Raw genomic sequence first — 21,443 nt, 5'->3', positions numbered from 1 at the left:
GCACCGGCATACCGGCACCCTATTTTCGCCACGCCCCGTCTTAGCGCAGTCTGCCTGCGGCGGATTCCACTTCCCGCACGTCCTGCACCAACTCAGTGCATGCCTTACAAATGGCGCTGTATTTATTTGCGATCCAAGCGTAAACCGCTATGGAAATTCCGCATACGCCCCGCTTAAGATGATCTGGCACGGTCATTGCTAGTGATGTGTAGAAACGGCTCGCATCGCGGGATTCAAAAGAAATACATGTCAAGGAGGGGCCGTCTATGGACAAAGCGTCCAGCCCGGTCGTCGCATTCGACGAAATGCTCGACCAAGAGGGTAAGGTTCGTTCGCATTACGAAGTGTTCAATGCATGGCTGGCCAATCAAAGTGCCGAGTCCATGCTTACCCGCAGACTCGATGCCGACCTGAATTTTCGACGCGTCGGCATCACCTTTTCGGTGGCGGGCGATCAGGCCGGCACCGAGCGCCTGATTCCTTTCGATCTGATTCCGCGCGTCATGCCCGCCGACGAATGGCTTCGTCTGGATGCCGGCTTGAAACAGCGCGTGCGGGCGCTCAATATGTTCCTGCACGACATCTATCACGATCACAACATCGTGCGCGCGGGCAAAATCCCGCCCAAGCAGGTGTTCATGAACGCCCAGTATCGGCCCGAGATGCAGGACGTCGATGTGGCGGAAGGCATCTACAGCCATGTGGCCGGCATCGACATCGTGCGCGCGGGCGCTGGCGAGTTCTACGTGCTCGAAGACAACCTGCGGGTACCGTCGGGCGTGTCGTACATGCTGGAAAACCGCAAGATGTCGATGCGGCTCATGCCTGAAGTGTTTGCACGCGCCAAGGTCGAACCCGTGGCGCACTATCCCGATCTCCTGCTCGACAACCTGCGCGAAGTTGCGCCCCGCGGCAGCGACGATCCCACGGTCGTCGTGCTTACGCCGGGCATGTACAACTCGGCTTACTTCGAACACGCTTTTCTCGCGCAGCAAATGGGCGTGGAATTGGTCGAAGGACAGGATCTGTTCGTCGAGCGCAATACGGTGTTCATGCGTACCACCCGCGGTCCCAAGCGCGTGGACGTGATCTATCGCCGGGTCGACGACGACTTTATGGATCCGCTGTCCTTCCGCGGCGATTCGGCGCTCGGCGTGCCCGGACTGCTGTCGGTCTATCGCGCGGGCCGTGTGGCCTTGGCCAATGCGATCGGCACCGGCATCGCGGATGACAAATCGACGTACCTCTATGTGCCGGACATGATCCGGTTCTATCTGGACGAAGAACCCATTCTGTCCAACGTCCCCACGTGGCAATGCGGCAAGCCTGACGAGCTGTCGTACGTGCTGGCCAATATGCACGATCTGGTCGTCAAGGAAGTGCATGGCGCGGGGGGCTACGGCATGCTGGTGGGGCCGTCATCCACGCAGGCGCAGGTCGAGTCGTTCAAGCTGCGCGTGCGCGCGAATCCCTCCAACTACATTGCGCAGCCCACGCTCGCGCTCTCCACGGTGCCCACGTATGTGGAATCGGGCGTGGCACCGCGTCACGTCGATCTGCGGCCCTACGTGCTGTGCGGCAAGGAAATCCGCACTGTGCCGGGTGGCCTGTGCCGCGTGGCGCTCAAGGAAGGATCGCTCGTCGTCAACAGCAGTCAAGGCGGCGGCACCAAAGACACCTGGGTATTGGAGGCCTAACGATGCTGAGCCGAACTGCCGACAACCTTTTCTGGATGTGCCGCTATCTCGAGCGCGCCGAAAATACCGCGCGCATGCTGGACGTCAATCTGCGCATGTCCCTGCTGCCGCAGGATGCCGCCGCGCAAGAAGCGTCGTGGCGCGCCGTGCTGCGCATTTCCGAACTCGAAGCCGCCTTCGATCAGGAACACGAACGCGTCACGCCCGACGCCGTGATTCACTTCATGGTGCGCGACGCCGCCAACCCGTCATCGATTTTTTCGTGCCTGCGCTCGGCGCGTGAAAACGCACGCGCCGTACGCGGCAGCCTCACCACCGAATTGTGGGAAACCCATAACGGCACGTGGCTGGAACTGCAGAAGCACCTGAACAACAAACTTCCCGAAACCTATCCGGGCGACTTCTTCGAGTGGGTAGTATTTCGCTCACAGATCGCCCGTGGGGTCACCGTGGGCACGATGCTGGCCGACGAATCGCTGCACTTCCAGCGCATCGGCACCCATCTCGAACGCGCGGACAACACCGCGCGACTGCTCGACGTGAAATTTCACGAGAAGGCCGACGACGCAGCCGCCCAGTTGGCGGACCCCGGCCGTCATCAGTCGCCGCACACCGAGTTCTACCGCTGGTCCGCCATTCTGGGATCGGTATCGGGCATGGAGATCTACCGCAAGGTGTATCGCGACGTCATCAGTGCCGATCGCGTGGCCGAGCTGCTCATCCTGCGCGGCGATATGCCCCGCTCGCTTCTGGCGTCGGTCAAGGCCGTGGCCGACGATCTCGCGCTGGTCTCGAATGCCCGCTCGACCGAAACGCAGCGCCGTGCAGGGATGTTGTGCGCCGAGCTCGAATATGCGCGTATCGAAGACATCCTGAAAGACGGCCTGCACGACTTTCTGGATCGCTTTCTCGAGCAGATCAACGATCTCGGCAATCGCGTGAGCCAGGATTTCCTGGTGCCGCTGTCCGCATGACCGCGCCCCAACAACGATACGGAGACTCGACGTGAGACACATCATCCGGCACGTCACGCGCTATCGCTATAGCGCGCCGATCACCTACAGCATCCAGACGTTGCGCCTGACGCCGCGCCAGGACAATCACCAACACCCTCTGCGCTGGCATATCGACGCGCCCGGCGAGCTGACGCAGCAGGCCGACGCCTACGGCAACGTCACCCATATCCTGACGCTCAATGGTGCGCATCGCGAGATCGAACTGCGCGTGACCGGTCAGGTCGACGTGCAGCCGCTGCGCGACGGGGTGGTCACCGGCGAGGACAGCCGCCTGCCCGTTGAGGCGTTTTGCGTGCCGACACCGCTCACCCAGAGCGATGAGACGATCCGCGCGTTTACCGCAGACGCTCTGCCGCGCGGGCTGAAGACGCCGGGCGACGGCCTGGCGCTGGCCGGCGCCATTCACGAGCGGGTGGCCTATGTGCCGGGCATCACCGATGTGACCACAGCCGCCCCCCAGGTCCTCGAGATGGGTCATGGGGTGTGCCAGGACCATTCGCACTTGTTCCTGGCATGCGTACACGGCCTGGGCCTCCCGGCGCGCTACGTGAGCGGCTATCTCTACACGCCGAACGAGCATGCCGCGACGCACGCATGGGTGGATGTGTGGCTTGAAAACCACGGCTGGGTGAGCATCGACGTGACCAATCACCAGTTCGCATCCGACTGCCATTGCCGCCTGGCCGTGGCGCGCGATTACGACTCGGCGTCCCCGGTGCGCGGGGTGCGTATCGGCGGCGGCGAGGAGTCGATGATGGTGGATGTGCAGGTCGATTCCGGCCCTTCGCAAAGCCAGCATCAGAGCCAACACTCAGGATTCGGGCAAAGCCAGTCGCAGTCGCAGCTGTAGGAGCATTACGCAACCTATCGCCCTTGCAGCATTTCCGCCAGGGTTTGAGTACACTCCAATCAGTTGTTTCCGACTGTACATCCATGACTTACTGCATTGCCGCCCGCCTCGATGCGGGACTCGTCTTTCTTTCCGATTCCCGCACCAATGCGGGCGTCGATCAGATCGGCGTGTTCCGTAAACTCAACGTGTTTGAACGTCCCGACGACCGTGTGATCGTCATCATGACGTCGGGCAATCTGGCGGTCAGTCAGGCCGTCCTGAGCGTATTGGGCGAGCACGACGAAACCAGCCCCGACTCGATCTGGAATGCGCGCACCATGTATCAGGTGGCGCGCACCGTGGGCGAGGCGATCCGCACCGTGCACCAACGCGATGGTCAGGCGTTGCAGGATCAGGGCGTGGACTTCAATGTGTCCTTGATCGTGGGCGGCCAGATCGCCGGCGAACGCTGCCGGCTCTTCCAGGTGTATGCCGCCGGCAACTTTATCGAAGCCCACGATAATTGCCTGTATTTCCAGATCGGCGAAGCGAAGTACGGCAAGCCCATCCTCGATCGCGTATTGAGCGCCGATACGTCGCTCGATGAAGCCGCGAAGTGCGCGTTGATCTCGATGGACTCCACACTCAAATCCAATATTTCGGTGGGGTTGCCGCTGGATCTGCTGGTGTATGAAGACGGCGCGCTGCGCGTGTCGCACTTCGCCAATATCGATGAAAACAACGCCTACTTCCACATGATCCGCACCGAATGGGGCGAGCGTCTGAAGCAGGTGTTTACCGACATTCCCGATCCGATCTGGAGCAACCCGGCGGCACCCAAGACGCTGGTACCGCCCGATCGTGTGCATCAACCGGTGCGCGTGTCGCCGGCAGGCAGCTTGCCACGGGAGTTCGCGCAGCCGCAAGCCTTTGCGCAAGGCCCGTCCGATCCGCTGCAAGCGGGCTGATCACGCCAAACCGGCCACGATCAACCGAACCGCGATCAGCACCATCACGACGGCGATCACGCCGTCGAGCACCCGCCACGCCGCCGGCCGCGCAAACAGCGGCGCCATCAAACGTGCGCCCAAACCCAACAATCCCAGCCAGATCAGGCTGGCCGTCAACGCCCCCAGCCCGAACGCCAACCGGAAAGCATCGAAGCTGTGGGCGAGCGAGCCGACCAGCAGCATGTCGAGCCAGAAATGGGGATTGAGCAGCGTAAACGCCATGGCGCCCAGCACGGCCGACCGGCGCGACGGCACGGCCTGCGGCATGTCGCCGGCGGCACCCGCCTGACCGCGCCAGGCGCGTACCGCGGACTGTGCGGCGTACCACAGCAGGAACGCGGCGCCGCCCCACGTGACGATATGGGTCAACCCCGGTGCCCAGGCGGTGAGCTGTTGCACACCCCACACGCTGGCGAAAATAACGATGGCGTCGATCAGCGCACACACGCCCAACACACTCAAAATGTGCAATCGCATCACGCCTTGCTTCAGCACGAATGCACTCTGCGCGCCGACGACAACAAACAGCCCCAAGCCAGTGGCCGCACCGGCCAGCCAGGCGTTGAAAGCGGGAGAGAACGTGGTGAGGGTGAACATGACAGCATCCTGAAACAGCATCGCGCCGCTCGGACAAGAGCAGCAGGCACGCCATTTTGACGGCCACACGATATAAACTGAAGCTAATCTTCCTCAGGCTGGATTAGCCAAACTAATCCATAAAATCAGCGCCATGAATATCGACCACGATCAGTTGCGGGCCCTGGCCGCCGTCGTTCGCGAAGGCAGCTTCGAGCGTGCGGCGGCCGTACTTCACGTCACGCCATCGGCAGTGTCGCAACGCATCAAGGCATTGGAGACGCGCGTCGGCCGGGTGCTCGTGCGGCGCGCGACGCCGGTGGTGGCCACGGACGACGGCCAGCCGCTGGTGCAACTGGCGCAACGCACTGCACTTCTGGAACACGACGCGCTGCAACGACTGGGGTTGGCGGACGACGAAGCGCGGCCTGCCAGTCTGGCGGTGGCCGTCAATCACGACAGTCTTGAAACCTGGTTTGCCGACGCGGCGACACGCTTCGCCGCCCGCTCACATGCCACGCTCGACCTGCATTCGGAAGACCAGGATCACACGGCAGCGCTATTGCGCAGCGGCCATGTGCTGGGTGCGGTGACCACGCTGGCCGAACCGGTGCAAGGCTGCCGGCTGCACGCCTTGGGCAGCATGCGTTACGCCGCCACGTGCAGCCCGGCGTTTCACGAGCGGCACTTCGCCAACGGCGTTACGGCGCGCGCGCTGGCGAGCGCGCCCATGCTCGTCTACAACCGCAAAGATGCGATGCAATCGCGCTTTGCCGCACGCATCGCACGCACGCAAACGCTGCAGCCGCCGATGTGGTGGCTGCCCTCCACGCATTTGTTCGTTCAGGCCACCTTGGCCGGATTGGGATGGACGATGAATCCGCTGCCGATGATCCAGTCGCATCTGGATGCCGGACGGCTGGTGCTGCTGCGGCAGCGCGCCTGGGAGGATGTGCCGCTCTACTGGCAACACTGGCATATGCCCTCGCCCGTGATGGACGCACTGACCGACGCGGTACTGGCTGCGGCGCAGCCGTTGATCAAGCCGAGGTGATCAGGCCGCAGCGATCGAGCCGCAGCGATCAAGCCGCGGCACTCGCGGCGCAGCGATACAACCTCGGCAATCGGTAGCGTCCGGGGCCGCTCAAGCTGGCGTGCCGTAATCCCGCTTGCCGAAGAGCGCCGTGCCGATCCGCACTTCGGTCGAGCCTTCCTCGATGGCCATTTCGAAGTCGTCGCTCATCCCCATGGAGAGGCGATCGAGCGTGAGGCCGCCGATATCGGCCGCACGGGCGCGATCGCGGCATTCGCGCAAAAGCTGGAAGCAGGCGCGCACGTCATCGGCATTGCCCGAGTGCGTGGCCAAGGTCATCAGCCCCAGCACCCGCAGCGTGGGAAAGTCGCGCACGATCGTGCGCAGGAAATCTTCGAGATCGTCCGGCGCCAACCCATGCTTGCTGGGTTCGGACGACGTCTTGATCTGCACGAGCACGTCCAGCGTGCGACCTGCGGCGTCCAGTTTACGGTGCAGGGCTTCGGCCAGGGATAACCGGTCCAGCGATTGCAGTTCGTGCGCATACTTGGCCACGTCGCGCGCTTTGTTGGTTTGCGTGTGGCCGATCACCACCCAGCGGATGGCGTCATCGGTCAGCACCTGTGCCTTGTCGCGGATCTCCTGCAGCGTGTTCTCGCCGAACCGATGCATCCCCAGCGCCATCGCTTCGCGGATATCGTCCACGCTGAAGGTTTTGCTGACGGGCAGCAAGGCGACGCTGTCGCTCGAGCGACCGGCGCGCGTGCACGCGGCGGCCATGCGGCGCTGGATGTCGGCGGCGCGGGTGGCCAGGGAGTCGGTGACGGTCATGAGACGGAAACAGTTAAACGAACAAATGAGGCAGGCAGAATGATGCACCACAGCGCATCGCAATGGCTCCAGTGTAGTCGCCCCGGTCCGATCCGCACGATAGCGCCCCCCTTCCCCCCTTGTTCGTGCGGCTGAATGAGGCGACGCGGCGCTACGATGGCCGATCGTGTTTTGCTCCGGAGACTGTGCGCATGCGCCCGGTTCGTTACGTTTTCCTTGCTGCCCTGTGGTTGGCAGTCCCCTTGGCGGGCGCATTGACCGGCCCCTCGGCCAGCGCCGCGCCTGCGGCGGCGACCGGCCCTGCCGGCCTGTCGCCTTCCGCCATTGCGGCGCGCGACGACACCCGCATCGCCGAGCAAACGTACTTGTACGCCTATCCACTCGTGCTGATGGATCTCACGCGCCGGCAGGATACCAACGTCAACGCCGGCAGCAGCCCCGATCGCGGTCCTGCCAATCGCTTCATCCATCGCACGGCCGATGCGGCACCCGGTGCCGATCAATCGGCCACCGAAGCCGCCCGATCGCGCGCCTGGATCGATCTGGAAGACGGCCCCGTTGTGTTGTCCTTGCCCGATACGCGCGGGCGCGATTACACGCTGACGCTGTCGGACATGTGGGGCGATGTCATCGCCGTGCTGGGCAAACGGACCACGGGTACGGCCGCACGCAACCTGATCGTCGTGCCGGCCGGATGGGCGGGCACGCTACCCAGCAATCTGCCGACGATCACCGCCACCACCGCCTACCTGCGCGCGCGGCTCCGCGTGCAAACCTTCGGTTCCGGCGACAGCGCCCAGGCGCTCGACGTGCAGAATACGTTTGCCATGACGCCCTTGAGCGCATGGCAATCGAGCGGGCAAGCCATTCACATGCGCGCCGATCCCGGCATCAACATGCTGACAACGCCGCGCGATCAGATCGCCCGCATGACGCCGCCCGAGTTCTTTGCCTACGTGGCCGATCTGCTGCGCCGGCACGCCCCCCACGCCACCGATCAGCCGCTGATTGCCCGCATGGCGCGGCTGGGCATCAAGCCCGGGCAACGGCTGCGTGCGGACGAACTGTCGCCTGCCGTCCATCGCGCACTGCGCCTGGGCGCCGCCGCAGCCCAGGCGCGACTCTCGCCGCCCGCCACCGCGACGCCGCTCAACAACGGTTGGCGTCTGCCCAGTGCCACGCAAGGCGTTTATGGCAACGACTACCTGACGCGCGCCCGCGCGGCCTGGTCGGGCGAGAACGGCGTCAGCGCCGAAGACGAATGGCGCGCCGTGGCGGTTCAGGATGCCGGCGGCGAACCGCTGAGCGGCGATCACGCCTACACGTTGCGGTTCGAGGCCGATGCCTTGCCGCCGGGATTGTCGGGCTGGTCACTGCGCAGCATCCCCCTCGATGGCGCCGCCTTCGACGGTTCACGCGCCCGGCTGCTGACCGACCGCAGCCCGCTCGTCTACAACGCCGACGGCTCGCTCGACCTGGTGCTGCAAAGCGAGCCGCCAGACGCCGGCGATGCCGCGAACTGGCTGCGGCTGCCGATGGGATCGACCTCGGTTATCCTGCATCTGTTCACCGCCGATGCCACCGCTATCGACGGCACCTGGATGCCACCCGCGCTCGTGCGCGCCGATTGACCCTACCCACCGAGACCTCCATGGACGACGCTTTCAGCCACCAGTTGTCGATGACCATTCTGATGACGCCCGACATGTCCAATTTCGCGGGCAATGTCCACGGCGGCACCATTTTGAAGTACCTCGACCAAGTGGCCTACGCCTGCGCCAGCCGCTACGCGGGCCAGTATGTGGTCACGTTGTCGGTCGATCAGGTTGTGTTTCGCGAACCCATTCACGTGGGCGAGCTAGTCACGTTTCTGGCGTCGGTCAATTACACGGGCCGCACGTCGATGGAAATCGGCATCAAGGTCGTGACCGAAGATATCCGCCAGAAACTGGTGCGTCATACGAACAGTTGCTACTTCACCATGGTTGCCGTGGATGAACTCGGCATGCCGACGCCCGTGCCGCAACTCGAACTGGCCACGCACGAAGAACGCCAGCGCTACGATGCGGCCGAAAAGCGGCGCGCCCTGCGGCAGGAAATGGAAAAGCAGCACGAGGCCATCAAGCGGCGCGCGCAGGAAGACGCGACCTGAGCGCCAGTCGCGCCGCTCATGTGAAAACACCGGCCTCTGGCCGGTGTTTTCAATGCAACGATCAGCGGTGCGCGATCGAAGGCGCGTCGCCTGCGATCCGCCACCCCAACGCGTGCGATCAACGGCGCGTCAGCAGCGCCAGCACGTAACCCACGGCACCGGCAACCAGCACCGCGCCCAGCGGATTACGCTCGACGGCACGGCTCACTTCGCATGCGGCATCCCGCACTTGGTCGATCGTTTGACCGTAGGCGCTTTGCACGCGACCTTCGGCTTGACGAGCGTAGCCACGCGATTCGCGTTTCGCGTCGCCGGCGGCTTCACCGTAGGCTTGCTCGGCGCGGCCGGCCAGATCTTTAACGGTACCTTCGAGACGGTTGAGATCCATGGCATGACTCCTGAATGAAATAGGCGGGAGATTCCCGCCGTGTGATTAAAGAATAGGCCAGACCCGATACGCAGAAATTACCGGAATGTAAGTCTGGCCGACCGGCGTAAAAAAACATGTCTTCAAGACACTGGCGGCACAATGGCTAATCGCGCGGACGTCGTGGCCGCGCGCCCGTGAAGCCGCGCTCGCGTGCCCACACGATGGCGCCACTTCGACGGTTGACGCCGATCTTCTCGTAAAGCGTAGACACATGATTGCGAACTGTGTTGCGCGCGATGCCCAGTGACGTGGCGATTTCCGCGTCGGTCAACCCTTGGCACAATCCCCCCAGCACATCCTGCTCGCGCGACGTGAGATCGCCCACGCCGGTCTCGCCCACGCGCGGCTTGCCGGGGTTGCGAATGTTCGCCAGCTTCTCGATGATCGAGCGGCTGAACCATGAGGTGTCTTGCATCACCGCTTCGATTGCGGTGATCAATTCGGTTTCGGTGCGCTTGCGATCGGTGATGTCCTGAATGGCGATCAACATGCACTCCTCATCGTTGATCATCACCGCCTCAGCCGACAGCACGCCGTCGATCTCCTCGCCGTCCTTGGCCGTGGTGCGCGCGTCAAGACCGCGCAGGCTTTGCTGGCGCGTCATCGCCTGCTCGAGATCGCGCAACGTCGTGCCTTGCCGCCACAGCGAGAGCTCGCGCAGCGTGTAGCCCAAGGCCTCTTCGTTTTTGTAGTGCGTGCTCTCGAGAAAGGCGTCGTTGGCGTCCAGAATGCGGGCATCCTTGCGCGTCACGACGAGCATGGGCACCGGCGCCAAGCGAAAGGCTTTCGAAAACAGTTCTTCGTTGTGCTTGAGGGCATGCTCGGCCTTGCGACGGGCATCGACGTCGACGTAGGTCAGGAGAATGCACTGCGCCTCGCCCATCTGCAGCGGTTGGCCGGCCAGGATCACGAACTTGAGCGCCCCGCCCGATACCTTCAGCGTGGTATCCGTTTGCGGAAAACCATCAGCGTCGGCCAAGTGTGTGAGCACCATGTCAAGCATCGACTTGTCGTCGAATAGATCCACAGTCTTGAGCGTTCGATTGACGAGTTCCTGATTGGTAAAGCCCGTCATCTGCAAAAATCCAGGGTTGACCTTGATGATGCGATGGTCGTCGTCGCGCACGATCATCGCCGGCGCGGGATTGCTGGCAAAAGTACGCTCGAAGCGGTCTTCGGCTTCCACCTTGGCCGTCACGTCGTCGTGCACGATGGCATGAAAGTCGGGACGGCCCTCGTCGTCGACCAGCGTCAACGTGCGAATCGCGTGAATGCCAATCGGCGTATCGTCCTTGGCCGCGCCATGACGAAAAACTTTGAATTGGGTGGCTTCGACCAGGTCGGCGGCCTTGGCCCGCGACATCGGATAATCCGATTTACGCAATTTGCGATCGTTCATGTGCCGCAAATCGAAGGTCTGAAAATAGTCGTCGATATCTCGCCCGAGTGCCTTGACGGCCCGCACATCGTGCAGGGCCAGTGCCGCTGCGTTTGCCCAACTGATGCGACCGTCGGGCTCGAGCACGATGATCCCTTCACCCAGCCCGCCAATCAGTTGTTGAAGCTGGCGGCGATCGGGAATCGGGGCATTAGCATTCTTGGCAGGCATAGGCGCGTGGCGAAAAGTGTCAGTCCAGCTTTGCACTTAGCAAGCGATGCGCCCGGTGGCGATTGCGTCCGACGAGACCTGCTTTCCAGGGGGCATCGGCCAGGATGGCGCGCATCAATCGTGAATCGGCGTACGCCTGCGTCAACCGGGACGCCACGGGCGCCTCCGCTCGTTCAATCTTCGCGACATTGCTGACGCACCGTTTCGACCGCGGGCAAGTTCTCCATCAACAGGTCCACGACGGCCGGTTCGAAGTGCTTTCCGCGCTGCGCGTCGATATGCTCGAGCGCCCGTTCCGTGGGCCATGCTTCTTTGTAGGGACGTCTCGACGTCAAGGCGTCGAGCACGTCGCAGACCGCCACGATGCGCGCCTCGAACGGAATCGCGTCGCCGACCAAACCGTAGGGATAGCCGGTACCGTCCCATTTCTCGTGATGGCTCAACGCGATCCGGCGCGCCATGGCCAACATGGGATTGCGATGCTCCCCAATGATGCGCGCACCAATCTCGGCATGTGTCTTCATGACCGCCCACTCGTCGGCACTCAGCGGTCCGGGTTTGAGCAGGATGCTGTCGGGGATGCCGATCTTGCCGATGTCGTGAAGGGGCGCCGCGTTCAAGAGATCGTCGGCCACCGATTCGCTCATGCCGGCGGCGCGCCCCAGCAACTGGGCGTAACGGCTCATGCGGATCACGTGCTGACCGGTTTCGTTGTCACGATATTCGGCGGCCAGCCCCAGACGATGCACGATTTCGAGACGCGTCTCCTTGAGTTCGTCCATGCGCACCAAAGACAAATGCGTACGCACCCGCGCCTTGACGATCAAGGGGCTTACCGGCTTGGTGATGAAATCCACGGCGCCGGCGCCAAAGGCTTGCACCTCATCGTCGGTATGCGTCAGGGCCGTCACGAAAATGACCGGAATCGACTCGGTACCCGCATCGGTCTTCAAGGCAGCACAAACCTGATAGCCCGACATGCCGGGCATCATCACGTCCAGCAGAATCAGATCGGGCCGCTGCTCGCGCGCCAGTTCCAACGCGCGCTCGCCATTCTTGGCGAAGAGCAGTTGATAGTCGGCTTGCAGGATGTGCTTGAGCAACTGCAGATTGGCGGCCTCATCGTCGACCACCAATATGGTCGGCAGCGCGTTCAACACCGTCATACCCGCTCACCATCGTTGCGCGAGGCGTGCGACGCGCTGCCCCACTCCCGCAGATGACGACGCGCCGCGTCGAAATCGAAATCTTCCACGGCGCGCAGCAAACGCTGCAGCACCGGATCGTCGGATGGCACCAGCGACACCAATCGGGCCATGGCGTCGTCGTCCAGCGCACCGCGCTCGAGCGAGCGGTAAAGCGCATCGGCCGTAGTGCGCACCCCGCGGCGCTCGACGGGATGCGGCGCGCCTGCCGGTGCGCTCGGCGGGGAGGCGGGCCGCGCACTGGCGGTGTAGATGCGCTGCGCCTGGATCGCCGCCACGGCATCGGCCGTTTCGACCCTCAAGGCGGGATGCATTTCCCATATGGCCAGCGCGTCGCCTTTGATGGCGGCCGTTTCGATCTCGGCCAGCAGCGCCGCCAGGCGCTCCAGGCCAAGGTTTGCCGCCACGCCACGCACGCGATGCGCCGCCTGCCGCATTGCGACGGTGTCGTTGGCGGAGTCGTCACCGCCCATGACGCGATCCTCCGCGCCGCAGGCAGCGTTCCGGCGCGCGGCAAATCGGTCCGCCAGATCCGCGTGGTCGCGGACAAAATTGCCCAGCGCGCGATCGTAGGCCGTCGCATTGCGCGCCCAGCGCTCCAGGCCTCGTTCAGCATCGAGCAGCATATGCGCCCGCGATGCTTCCGGTGACTCGGCCACGATAGTGCGCACTGGCGCGCCGCCCATGACGCGCCCGATCTCCGCACTCAGCACCGCCATGTCGATCGGCTTGGAGGCAAAGCCGTCCATCCCCGCCGCCCGCGCGGCCGTCCGATCGGCAGCCATCACACTGGCCGTCAGCGCAATCGCGGGCACCGGTTTCAACCCCGCCTGAGCTTCATGCGCCCGAATGCGCCGAATGGCCGCCAGGCCGTCGCCACCGCTCATCTGTACATCCATCAACATCAGATCGAAGGTGCGCGAAGCAGCCAGTTCAGCGGCTTGCACGCCATCGCTCGCCGTTATCACTTCATGCCCGAAGCGCGTGAGCAGCAACGTCATGAGCGAGAGATTCTGCGGCACATCGTCTGCGATCAGAATCGTCAACGGCGCCAAAGGCGTGACGCCGCTTGCGCGCGAATGGGCGGCCGGCACGCGGTGCGCGGTGGCCAACGGAAGAACCACGTGGAACGTGCTGCCCTTGCCTGCCATGCTTTCGGCCCAGATCCGGCCGTTCATCAGTTCGGTCAATTGCTTGCTGATCGTGGTGCCCAAACCGGTGCCACCGAAGCGGCGCGTCATCGAGGCATCGGCTTGAGTGAACGGCTCGAAAATCGCATCGATGCGCTCGGGCGGAATGCCGATACCGGTGTCGGCCACCCGAAGATGCACGCAAGTCGTCTCGTCCAGCGTGACGCCCACCGTTACCGACCCGGACTCGGTGAACTTGATCGCGTTGCCCAGCAGATTCGTGAGGATCTGACGGATACGCATTTCATCGCCGGAAAAGTAACGCGGCACGCCGTCGTCGTAATCGATGGTGAGTGCCAATTGCTTGGCGCGCGCGCTTGCCCCCAGGGTCGAGGTCACCTCGTCGATCAAGGCGAGCAGATTGAACTCGGCCAACACCAACTCCACGGCGCCTTTATCGAGCTTTGCCGTATCCAGCACTTCGTTGAGCAAGCCCAGCAGCGATTGTCCGGCGTTGCGGATGATGTCGAGATAGCGGCGTTGTTCGGCGTTCAGCTCGCCTTGGCGCATCACGTCGGTAAAGCCGAGGATGGCGTTCATCGGCGTGCGGATTTCGTGACTCATATTGGCCACGAAGGCGGCACGCGCGGCGGCGGCCTGCTCGGCGCGTTCCTTGGCCTCGCGCAATGCCTCGTCCATGGCGTGCCGCTCGGTAATGTCGAGCACCACACAATCGATCCATTTCAGGCGGCCCTGCTGATCGCGCACGCCGCCGCCGTTGGTCCACATCCAGCGCTGCGTGCCGTCGCGATGTACCAGTCGATACTCGATCAGAAAGGGACGATCGTCGAGAATGGCTTGAATGATGCCCGATGTGACGCGCGCGATATCGTCTGCGTGCACCAGATCCATGAATTTGCGCGCGGGCTGCGAACCGAGAAAATCAGCGGCGGGAAAGCCCGTGACCCGCTCGACGGCATTGCTGATGAACAGCATCGGCCAATCGTCCGAGAGCAGCGCGCGGTAGCAGATTCCGGGAATATTGCGGATCAGCGAGCGGAATTGCTGCTCGTTGATCCGAAGTGCCTGTTCCATCGACACGCGTTCGGTCACGTCGGTGACGTAGCCGACGAACAGGTCGCGGTCAGGCAGACGCTCATGTCCAATCGCCAGCCGAATCGGCACACTCGCACCGTTCTTGTTGAGCCCCTGCACTTCGCGCGCACGGCCGATGATGGTGGCTTCGCCGGTTTGCAGATAGCGCGACAGAAACCCGTCGTGCGATTGCCGCAGCGTTTCGTCCATCAGCATGCTGACGTTGCACCCGATGACTTCGTCGCGCCGCCAGCCGAAAATACGCTCGGCAGCCGTGTTGTACTCGAGCACGAGTCCCTTGGCGTCGAGAATGATGACGCCATCGACTGCAGTGGACAACAGGGCGTCCATACGCACGTCGCGTTCGCGACCGGAGCGCTTGAGGCTCGTGTACCGTCGACGTAACCGCCACAGGGCGACTGCCAAGGTGAGCGTCAACGCCCAGGCAACAAGGGTGAACCAGGAGAAAAAGGCGTCCGCCGGCGCCAGATCGGCAACCAGGCTGGAAAGCGTCGAGGGCGGCATGAACGTCGATCACAGCGTGTATCGCGCCCCGTTGGCGAGATCCCGCCCAGTTTTACCGGAAAACGTGACATAAAGATACAGACGCAACACAAAGTGTTGTCATCCCGCCATGCCGACTCATCCCTTTGGAGAACACTCAACAGCTGAGACCTGTGCGTCTCGAACTGCCGGCACGCGCCGCTGCGCGCGCCGTCAGTTTGTGCCGCGGTTGCGGAACACTGCCGCACGCATCAGCATCATGGCCGTCACCGGTGAGGTGAGGATCAAAAAGACCGTGATCATCACTTCATGCAAGACGGGACGTCCCACGATCGCCGACGAGGTAATGATCGAAGCCAACAGCACGCACAGCGAGCCGAAGGTATTGCCCAAAGTGGGCGAGTGAATGCGCTTGTAGAACGTTCGCAGACGCAGGAGGCCGATCGATCCGGTCAGCGCGAGAATGCCGCCGAGGATCAACAGCAGGGAAGCCGGAATGGCGGCCCAAGCGGGCAAGTCGTGTTCCATCATGGTTCGATTACCTCGCCGCGCAACAGGAATTTGGCCATGGCCGTCGAGCCGACAAAGCCGAACAAGGCGATCAACAACGCAATATCGAAATACAGCATGCTGCCGATCTGAATACCGATCACCAGTACCGCCAACATGCCGTTGATGTACAGGCAGTCCAGCGCCAGCACGCGATCCTGTGCGGTCGGGCCACGAAAGATGCGGATCGCCGCGCACGCCATACCCGCGACGAAGCAGAGCAAGGCAAACACGCAAGCCACAAACAACAGCATATTCATTCGAAAATCTCCTTCAGCGGCGCTTCGTAGCGAGTGTGCACCAAGTGCACCCACTCCGATTCGTCTTTCAGGTCGAGCACATGCAACGTCAGCACGTTCTCGGGCGAGAGACCCACCCACACCGATCCCGGTGTATACGACAGGATGCAGGCCAGCACGGCGAGACCGTGCGGATCCTTCATCGACAGCGGAATCGTCATGAAGCCGGACGTGATCTTGCCGCGCGTCGGGCGCCAGATGATGCGAAACACCGATACGTTCGAGCGCGCCACGTCATAGAACACGCGGCCGGCCAGCCCCATCGCCGTCAGCACTTTCTTCGGGTACGCGCGCTTGGGCCGCAGCGAACCGGCGGCCCAGGTGAAGAAGATCGCCAACGCGCCGCCAAGCAACATCTGCCCCGGCGAAATCGAATCGTTCAGCAGCGACCACATGATGAGCAGCGCCACCGGCAGCAGTAAATATTTCATCATGGCTGTACTCCATAACCAGGCAGGCGTTGCGATGGCGCGCCACGCACGGCCTCGACGTAATCCTTGGGACGATCCAGCGATTGCGCCGCCGACGTCAGATAACCCATGACGGGGCCGGCAAACGCCGCCAGCGCGATGCACAAGGCAATCAATGCCGATACCGGTACCGCTTCAACCAGCCGCAACCGCGGGGTGGTGCGATCGCCCGAGCCCCAGAATACGCGCACGCCGGTGCGGCTCAATGCCACCACGCCCGCCAAGCCGGAGATCAAGATCCCGCCCATCAAGAGCCACGCATCCAGCGGCGGCGTGTTGCCGTTGGCTGCAGCGATGGCACCGGACAGGATCGAGAACTTGGCCACGAAGCCCGAAAGCGGCGGCAAGCCCGTCACCAGCAGCACGCAGGACACGAACGCCAACCCCAGGAAAGCCATGGCGGCCGGAATCGCCACGCCCACCACGTCGTCCGACCGGTTCTCGGTGTGCGGATCGTCGAGATCGAACATATCGAGCGTGACGGCCAGCACGTTGGCCCCAAACACCCGCGTGCGCTCGACCATCTCGATCAGCATGTAGAACGCGGCTGTGGCGAGCACCGAACTCAACAGATAGAAAAGCGCCGGACCTGTAAGGGCGACGCCGGGCATGCCCAGCGTGGTGAGCAACGTGCCCGACGACACGATCACGCAATAGCCCACCACGCGTTCGAGCTGCTGCGCCGCCATCAGGCCGATTGCGCCAAAAGCCAGGGTTGCGATGCCGATCATGAACATCCATTCCAGGCCGAATGCCGCCGGCGCGCCCGTGGGCAGCAACAGCGACCCCAGACGGAGCAGCGCATAGATGCCGACCTTGGTCATGATGGTGAACATGGCGGCGACCGGCGCCGCCGCGCTGCCGTAGCCCGCCGCCAGCCAGAAGTTCATCGGCCAGGCTCCGGCCTTGACCAGAAAGGCCACACTGAGAATGGCGGCACCGGCCTCATACAACTGGCGATCGCCCGTGGCCAGGCTACCGGCGCGCATGGCCAGGTCGGCCATATTGAGCGTACCCGTGACCCCGTAGATCAACGCGATGCCGATCAGCAACAGGAACGAGGCCAGCAGATTGACGACGATATAGCGCAGCCCGGCGCGCACGCGCGTGGCACCCGAGCCATGCAGAATCAGCCCGTAGGACGCGGCCAGCAGCACTTCGAAAAACACGAACAGGTTGAACAGATCGCCCGTGAGGAACGCGCCGTTCAGACCCATCAGCAGAAACTGGAACAGCGGCAGAAAGTGCACCCCGGCGCGATCCCAGCGCGCCAGCGAAAACACCAGCGTCAGCACGCCCAGCACCGCGCTCAGGCACAGCATGACCGCAGCGAGGCGATCGACCACCAGTACGATGCCGAACGGCGCGGGCCAATCACCCGGCAGATAGACGCCAATATCATGAATCCAGTTCAGGCCCAGCCGGCCGTCTGCGGCGAACAGCAACATCACGGCGACCGCGAGCTGAGCGACCACAGCCAGCAACGACAGCGCATTGCGCCCGATGCGATGGCCGTCGCCGATCAAGAGCAGTGCCGCACCGGTCATCAACGGAATGGCGATCGGCAATACCGGAAGGTGCATCATCAAGGCATTCATCATGCTTCAGGCTCCCTGCCGTCGACGTGGTCGGTGCCTGAGAACCCACGCGAGGCGAGCAGCACAACTAAGAAAAGCGCAGTGGTGGCGAAACCGATCACGATCGCCGTCAGCACCAGGGCCTGGGGCAACGGATCCGCGTACTGCGCGGCATCGATGGGCGCGGACGCATCGATGACCGGGGGTCGCCCGGTCCAGAGGCGGCCCATGCCGAAGATGAACAAATTGACGGCATACGACACCAGCGACAGGCCCATGATCACCTGGAACGTCCGGGGACGCAGCAACAGCCAGATGCCCGAGCCCGCCAGCACGCCGATCGCCAAAGCAAGTACCAATTCCATTTATGCCTCCCCTGGCGTTACGGCAGCGTGCGCGATGGCGGCCGCGGCGGCCTTGCGCTGCATCCGCAGCGATTGGTGGGCCAAAGCGACAAGGATCAGCACGGCGGCGCCGATCACCAACATATACACGCCGATGTCGAACAACAGCACGGTCGACAAATGAATATGACCGATCAGCGGCAACGCCACATCCCAGGCCATCGCCGTCAGGAAAGGCTTGCCCATCACCCACGACATCAATGCGGCGCTACCCGCGGCCAGCAACCCGAAGGCGATCCACGCCTGCGGATGAATGCGCGTGCGCGACTCAACCCAGATCACCCCGCCGACCATGTATTGCAGAATGACGGCAGTGGCCATGATCAAACCGCCCACGAAACCGCCGCCCGGCAGGTTGTGGCCCCGCACCAGGAAAAACACCGACACCAGTGCCGCCACCGGCAGAAGCAGGCGCACCAGTACCGCAGGCACCATCATCTGGCCCACCGGCAGTTCGGCGTCGATCACCTTGCGGGCCGCCTCTTCGCGATCGGCCAGGGGCTCCAGACGCGGCGGCGTATCGCCGTCGTCATCCTGCTGCCGCTGCTGCACCGGCCGATCCACACTCTCGGGTGGCGGACGGAAGCGTCGCAGCAAGGCATACACCGTGAGCCCCACGATCCCGAGCACGGTAATTTCCCCGAGCGTATCGAAGCCGCGGAAATCCACCAGCAGCACATTGACCACGTTCGTGCCCCCGCCCAGCTCCAGGGCGTTTTCGACGAAGAAGGACGAAATGCCCTCACCGGCAGGACGAGTCATGACGGCGTAGGCCATCGCGGCCAGTCCGCCGCCCGCGGCAATCGAGACCACCACGTCGCGCACCCGGCGGCCACGCGCTTTCAGATCGACATCCGCCTCGTCACCTTCGATACGACGCGGCAACCAGCGCAGCCCCAGCAGAATCAGCACGACGGTCACGACTTCCACCGCCAATTGCGTGAGCGCCAGATCGGGCGCCGAAAACCACGCGAAGGTCAGGCAGGTAATCAAACCGGCAGCGCCTGCCAACGTGAGCGCAGCCAGGCGATGGAACTTGGCTTGAAACGCCACACCCACGGCGCAGGCGCCGCCGATGGTCCACAACAGCGCAAAGGCCGGATCGATGGCCGACGTATTGGCCCAGGCGCCGCTCCATCCGCCGGCGCGCAAGGGCAGCCAGGCCGACAGAAACGCGACCAGGACGATGGACAGCAGTTGCACCTGCAGGCGATAGGTGGACACCCAGCTCAGCAACCAGGTCGAACCGGCGGTAAGGCTATCGAGAATGAACTCGAACGACCGGCGGCCGTCGAGCCGGTAAATGAACGGCGCCCGACCGGGACGGGTGCGCTGCCAATGACGCAACGAATAATGAATCAGCACGCCCAACGCCATGGCGAGGAAACTCATCGCAAGCGGCAGATTGAAGCCATGCCACAGCGACAAACTGTACTCAGGCAGGTTGCCCTCGCCCAGAATGCTGCGCGCGGCCACGGTCAACAACGGGCCGAGCGTGTAGGCCGGCAGAATGCCCACGATCAAACAGATGAAGACCAGCAACCCGCTCGGAACCAACATGAAACGCGGCGGCTCATGCGGCGCACGCGGCAGATCGGTGGCCGGCGGTCCGAAAAACACCTGCGCGATGAAGCGCAGGGAGTAGGCCACGCTGAACGCACCCGCCAGCGTGGCGGCAATCGGCAAGCCCACACGGGTGATCAGATCGCCACTGATGAAAGTGGTTTCGGCAAAGAACATTTCCTTGGAAATGAAGCCGTTGAGCAACGGCACCCCGGCCATCGACGCAGCGGCGACCATGGCCAGCGTGGCGGTGATGGGCATGGCGCGATAGAGGCCGCGCAGGCGCGTCATGTCGCGAGTGCCGGTTTCGTGGTCGACGATCCCGGCTGCCATGAAGAGCGACGCCTTGAAGGTGGCGTGGTTGACCATGTGAAAAATCGCCGCAACCAGACCCAGCGTGCTGTTCATGCCGAGCAGCAAGGTGATCAGCCCCAGGTGACTGATGGTCGAGTACGCCAGCACCCCCTTCATGTCGCGCTGGAAGATCGCGGCATACGCGCCGATCAGCAGCGAGCACAATCCGGCGCCGCCGATGATCCAGAACCACTCGTCGGTGCCGGCCAACACGGGCCAGAAGCGCGCCAGCAGAAACACGCCGGCCTTGACCATGGTGGCCGAATGGAGATAAGCCGAGACGGGCGTGGGTGCTGCCATCGCGTTGGGCAGCCAGAACTGAAATGGAAACTGCGCGCTCTTGGTCAGGGCACCGAGCGCGACCAGGATCAGGATGGCTGTGTACCAAGGATGATTGCGAACAATGTCACCCGATTGCAGCACCGTGTCGAGATCGTAGCCGCCGGCCACGTGGCCCAGCAGCAGCGCCCCGGCCAGCAGACACAGGCCGCCGGTGGCCGTTACGGTAAGCGCCATGCGGGCGCCGCGCCGCGCATCGGCCCGGTGATGCCAATAGGCGATCAACATGAATGACGAGAAACTGGTGAGTTCCCAGAACAACACCATCTGGATCAGGTTGCCCGACAGCACCACGCCGAGCATGGCGCCCATGAATGCCAGGAAGAACGAGAAAAAGCGCGGCACGGGGTCTTCGGGCGACATGTAATAGCGCGCGTAGAGGACCACCAGGGCGCCCATTGCCGAAATGATGACGGTAAAGAGCCATGCGTAGCCGTCCATCCGAAGATAGAAGTCCAGGCCCAGCGTCGGTGCCCACGGCACAATGACCCGTATGACACCGCCGCTGTTGACGTCGCCGAATTGCAGCACCGCGAGCACGGTACAGATGACGGCCACCCCGCCCGCCAGCCATGCCTCGGCATTGCGCGCGTTCGACGGTAATAACGCGGCGCAGATGCTTCCGAGAAACGGCAGGACGAGAATGAGGATGAGCGACATGGAACTCCGGATTCAGCCAGGCTTACAAAAAGTTGAACGCAACCGCAAGAGTCTAAATCATCCCCGGGGCACTGCTGTGTCAACAGCGTGTCCGAAAGATTGCACCCG

Annotated in this window: 19 protein-coding genes; 7 read left to right on the top strand and 12 right to left on the bottom strand. The window is 63.2% G+C overall.

Going from position 1 to position 21,443, the window contains the following annotated elements:
• Nucleotides 1–266 precede the first annotated feature (266 nt).
• The 4 genes from EYW45_RS14165 (at nt 267) to EYW45_RS14150 (ending at nt 4,513) form a co-directional block, all read left to right on the top strand.
• Complete coding sequence (locus EYW45_RS14165) at nt 267–1,697, top strand: circularly permuted type 2 ATP-grasp protein (RefSeq protein WP_161136030.1); 1,431 nt, start codon at nt 267–269, stop codon at nt 1,695–1,697.
• Nucleotides 1,698–1,699: 2 nt separating this feature from the next.
• Nucleotides 1,700–2,671 (top strand): alpha-E domain-containing protein, encoded by a 972-nt coding sequence (locus tag EYW45_RS14160; protein ID WP_161136029.1) that lies wholly within the window; start codon nt 1,700–1,702, stop codon nt 2,669–2,671.
• 31 nt (nt 2,672–2,702) lie between these two features.
• Complete coding sequence (locus EYW45_RS14155; RefSeq protein ID WP_161136028.1) at nt 2,703–3,563, top strand: transglutaminase family protein; 861 nt, start codon at nt 2,703–2,705, stop codon at nt 3,561–3,563.
• A gap of 83 nt (nt 3,564–3,646) precedes the next feature.
• Nucleotides 3,647–4,513 carry a proteasome-type protease gene (locus EYW45_RS14150; protein ID WP_161136027.1) on the top strand — a complete coding sequence of 289 codons (867 nt, stop codon included), beginning with the start codon at nt 3,647–3,649 and terminating at the stop codon, nt 4,511–4,513.
• Here the strand turns inward: EYW45_RS14150 and EYW45_RS14145 are convergent, their stop codons facing one another.
• Nucleotides 4,514–5,152 carry a LysE/ArgO family amino acid transporter gene (locus tag EYW45_RS14145; protein WP_161136026.1) on the bottom strand — a complete coding sequence of 213 codons (639 nt, stop codon included), beginning with the start codon at nt 5,150–5,152 and terminating at the stop codon, nt 4,514–4,516.
• Between the two features lie 133 nt (nt 5,153–5,285).
• Between EYW45_RS14145 and EYW45_RS14140 the strand changes: the two genes are divergently transcribed.
• The gene (locus EYW45_RS14140; RefSeq protein ID WP_161136025.1) at nt 5,286–6,185 is read left to right on the top strand and encodes a LysR family transcriptional regulator ArgP; all 900 of its coding nucleotides are present in this window, start codon (nt 5,286–5,288) and stop codon (nt 6,183–6,185) included.
• Between the two features lie 90 nt (nt 6,186–6,275).
• Here the strand turns inward: EYW45_RS14140 and EYW45_RS14135 are convergent, their stop codons facing one another.
• Nucleotides 6,276–6,995 (bottom strand): YggS family pyridoxal phosphate-dependent enzyme, encoded by a 720-nt coding sequence (locus EYW45_RS14135; RefSeq protein WP_161136024.1) that lies wholly within the window; start codon nt 6,993–6,995, stop codon nt 6,276–6,278.
• A gap of 191 nt (nt 6,996–7,186) precedes the next feature.
• Between EYW45_RS14135 and EYW45_RS14130 the strand changes: the two genes are divergently transcribed.
• Together EYW45_RS14130 and EYW45_RS14125 are read left to right on the top strand one after the other, a co-directional pair.
• A complete protein-coding gene (locus EYW45_RS14130) occupies nt 7,187–8,626 on the top strand; it encodes a DUF1254 domain-containing protein (protein WP_161136023.1) in 1,440 nt (479 codons plus the stop codon).
• Nucleotides 8,627–8,646: 20 nt separating this feature from the next.
• Nucleotides 8,647–9,147, top strand: coding sequence for an acyl-CoA thioesterase (locus EYW45_RS14125; protein ID WP_161136022.1), 501 nt, complete (start codon nt 8,647–8,649; stop codon nt 9,145–9,147).
• A gap of 118 nt (nt 9,148–9,265) precedes the next feature.
• Here EYW45_RS14125 and EYW45_RS14120 read toward each other — a convergent pair whose 3' ends face one another.
• The 10 genes from EYW45_RS14120 to EYW45_RS14075 all read right to left on the bottom strand — a co-directional run bounded on the left by EYW45_RS14120 (nt 9,266) and on the right by EYW45_RS14075 (nt 21,335).
• The gene (locus EYW45_RS14120) at nt 9,266–9,535 is read right to left on the bottom strand and encodes a CsbD family protein (RefSeq protein ID WP_161136021.1); all 270 of its coding nucleotides are present in this window, start codon (nt 9,533–9,535) and stop codon (nt 9,266–9,268) included.
• A gap of 145 nt (nt 9,536–9,680) precedes the next feature.
• Nucleotides 9,681–11,186: a helix-turn-helix transcriptional regulator gene (locus tag EYW45_RS14115; protein WP_161136020.1), complete on the bottom strand. Its 1,506-nt coding sequence runs from the start codon at nt 11,184–11,186 to the stop codon at nt 9,681–9,683.
• 173 nt (nt 11,187–11,359) lie between these two features.
• Nucleotides 11,360–12,352 carry a response regulator gene (locus EYW45_RS14110; protein ID WP_161136019.1) on the bottom strand — a complete coding sequence of 331 codons (993 nt, stop codon included), beginning with the start codon at nt 12,350–12,352 and terminating at the stop codon, nt 11,360–11,362.
• The gene (locus EYW45_RS14105; protein ID WP_161136018.1) at nt 12,349–15,141 is read right to left on the bottom strand and encodes a PAS domain S-box protein; all 2,793 of its coding nucleotides are present in this window, start codon (nt 15,139–15,141) and stop codon (nt 12,349–12,351) included. Before EYW45_RS14105 ends, EYW45_RS14110 begins: the two co-directional genes overlap by 4 nt.
• Nucleotides 15,142–15,333: 192 nt before the next feature.
• Nucleotides 15,334–15,651 carry a monovalent cation/H(+) antiporter subunit G gene (gene mnhG, locus EYW45_RS14100; protein WP_161136017.1) on the bottom strand — a complete coding sequence of 106 codons (318 nt, stop codon included), beginning with the start codon at nt 15,649–15,651 and terminating at the stop codon, nt 15,334–15,336.
• Nucleotides 15,648–15,929 carry a K+/H+ antiporter subunit F gene (locus tag EYW45_RS14095; RefSeq protein ID WP_161136016.1) on the bottom strand — a complete coding sequence of 94 codons (282 nt, stop codon included), beginning with the start codon at nt 15,927–15,929 and terminating at the stop codon, nt 15,648–15,650. Before EYW45_RS14095 ends, mnhG begins: the two co-directional genes overlap by 4 nt.
• Nucleotides 15,926–16,402 carry a Na+/H+ antiporter subunit E gene (locus tag EYW45_RS14090; RefSeq protein WP_161136015.1) on the bottom strand — a complete coding sequence of 159 codons (477 nt, stop codon included), beginning with the start codon at nt 16,400–16,402 and terminating at the stop codon, nt 15,926–15,928. The genes EYW45_RS14095 and EYW45_RS14090 overlap by 4 nt, the downstream gene beginning before the upstream one ends.
• Nucleotides 16,399–18,036 (bottom strand): monovalent cation/H+ antiporter subunit D, encoded by a 1,638-nt coding sequence (locus EYW45_RS14085; RefSeq protein WP_161136264.1) that lies wholly within the window; start codon nt 18,034–18,036, stop codon nt 16,399–16,401. Before EYW45_RS14085 ends, EYW45_RS14090 begins: the two co-directional genes overlap by 4 nt.
• A complete protein-coding gene (locus tag EYW45_RS14080) occupies nt 18,036–18,380 on the bottom strand; it encodes a Na+/H+ antiporter subunit C (protein ID WP_161136014.1) in 345 nt (114 codons plus the stop codon). The genes EYW45_RS14085 and EYW45_RS14080 overlap by 1 nt, the downstream gene beginning before the upstream one ends.
• Nucleotides 18,381–21,335, bottom strand: coding sequence for a monovalent cation/H+ antiporter subunit A (locus EYW45_RS14075; protein ID WP_161136013.1), 2,955 nt, complete (start codon nt 21,333–21,335; stop codon nt 18,381–18,383). It abuts the gene before it with no gap.
• Nucleotides 21,336–21,443 lie beyond the last annotated feature (108 nt).

It is taken from the genome of Schauerella aestuarii (genome assembly GCF_009866805.1).
Taxonomy (GTDB): domain Bacteria; phylum Pseudomonadota; class Gammaproteobacteria; order Burkholderiales; family Burkholderiaceae_B; genus Schauerella; species Schauerella aestuarii.
Note: the sequence above shows the minus strand (reverse complement) of the source record. Positions and strands in the feature narration are given on the sequence as shown.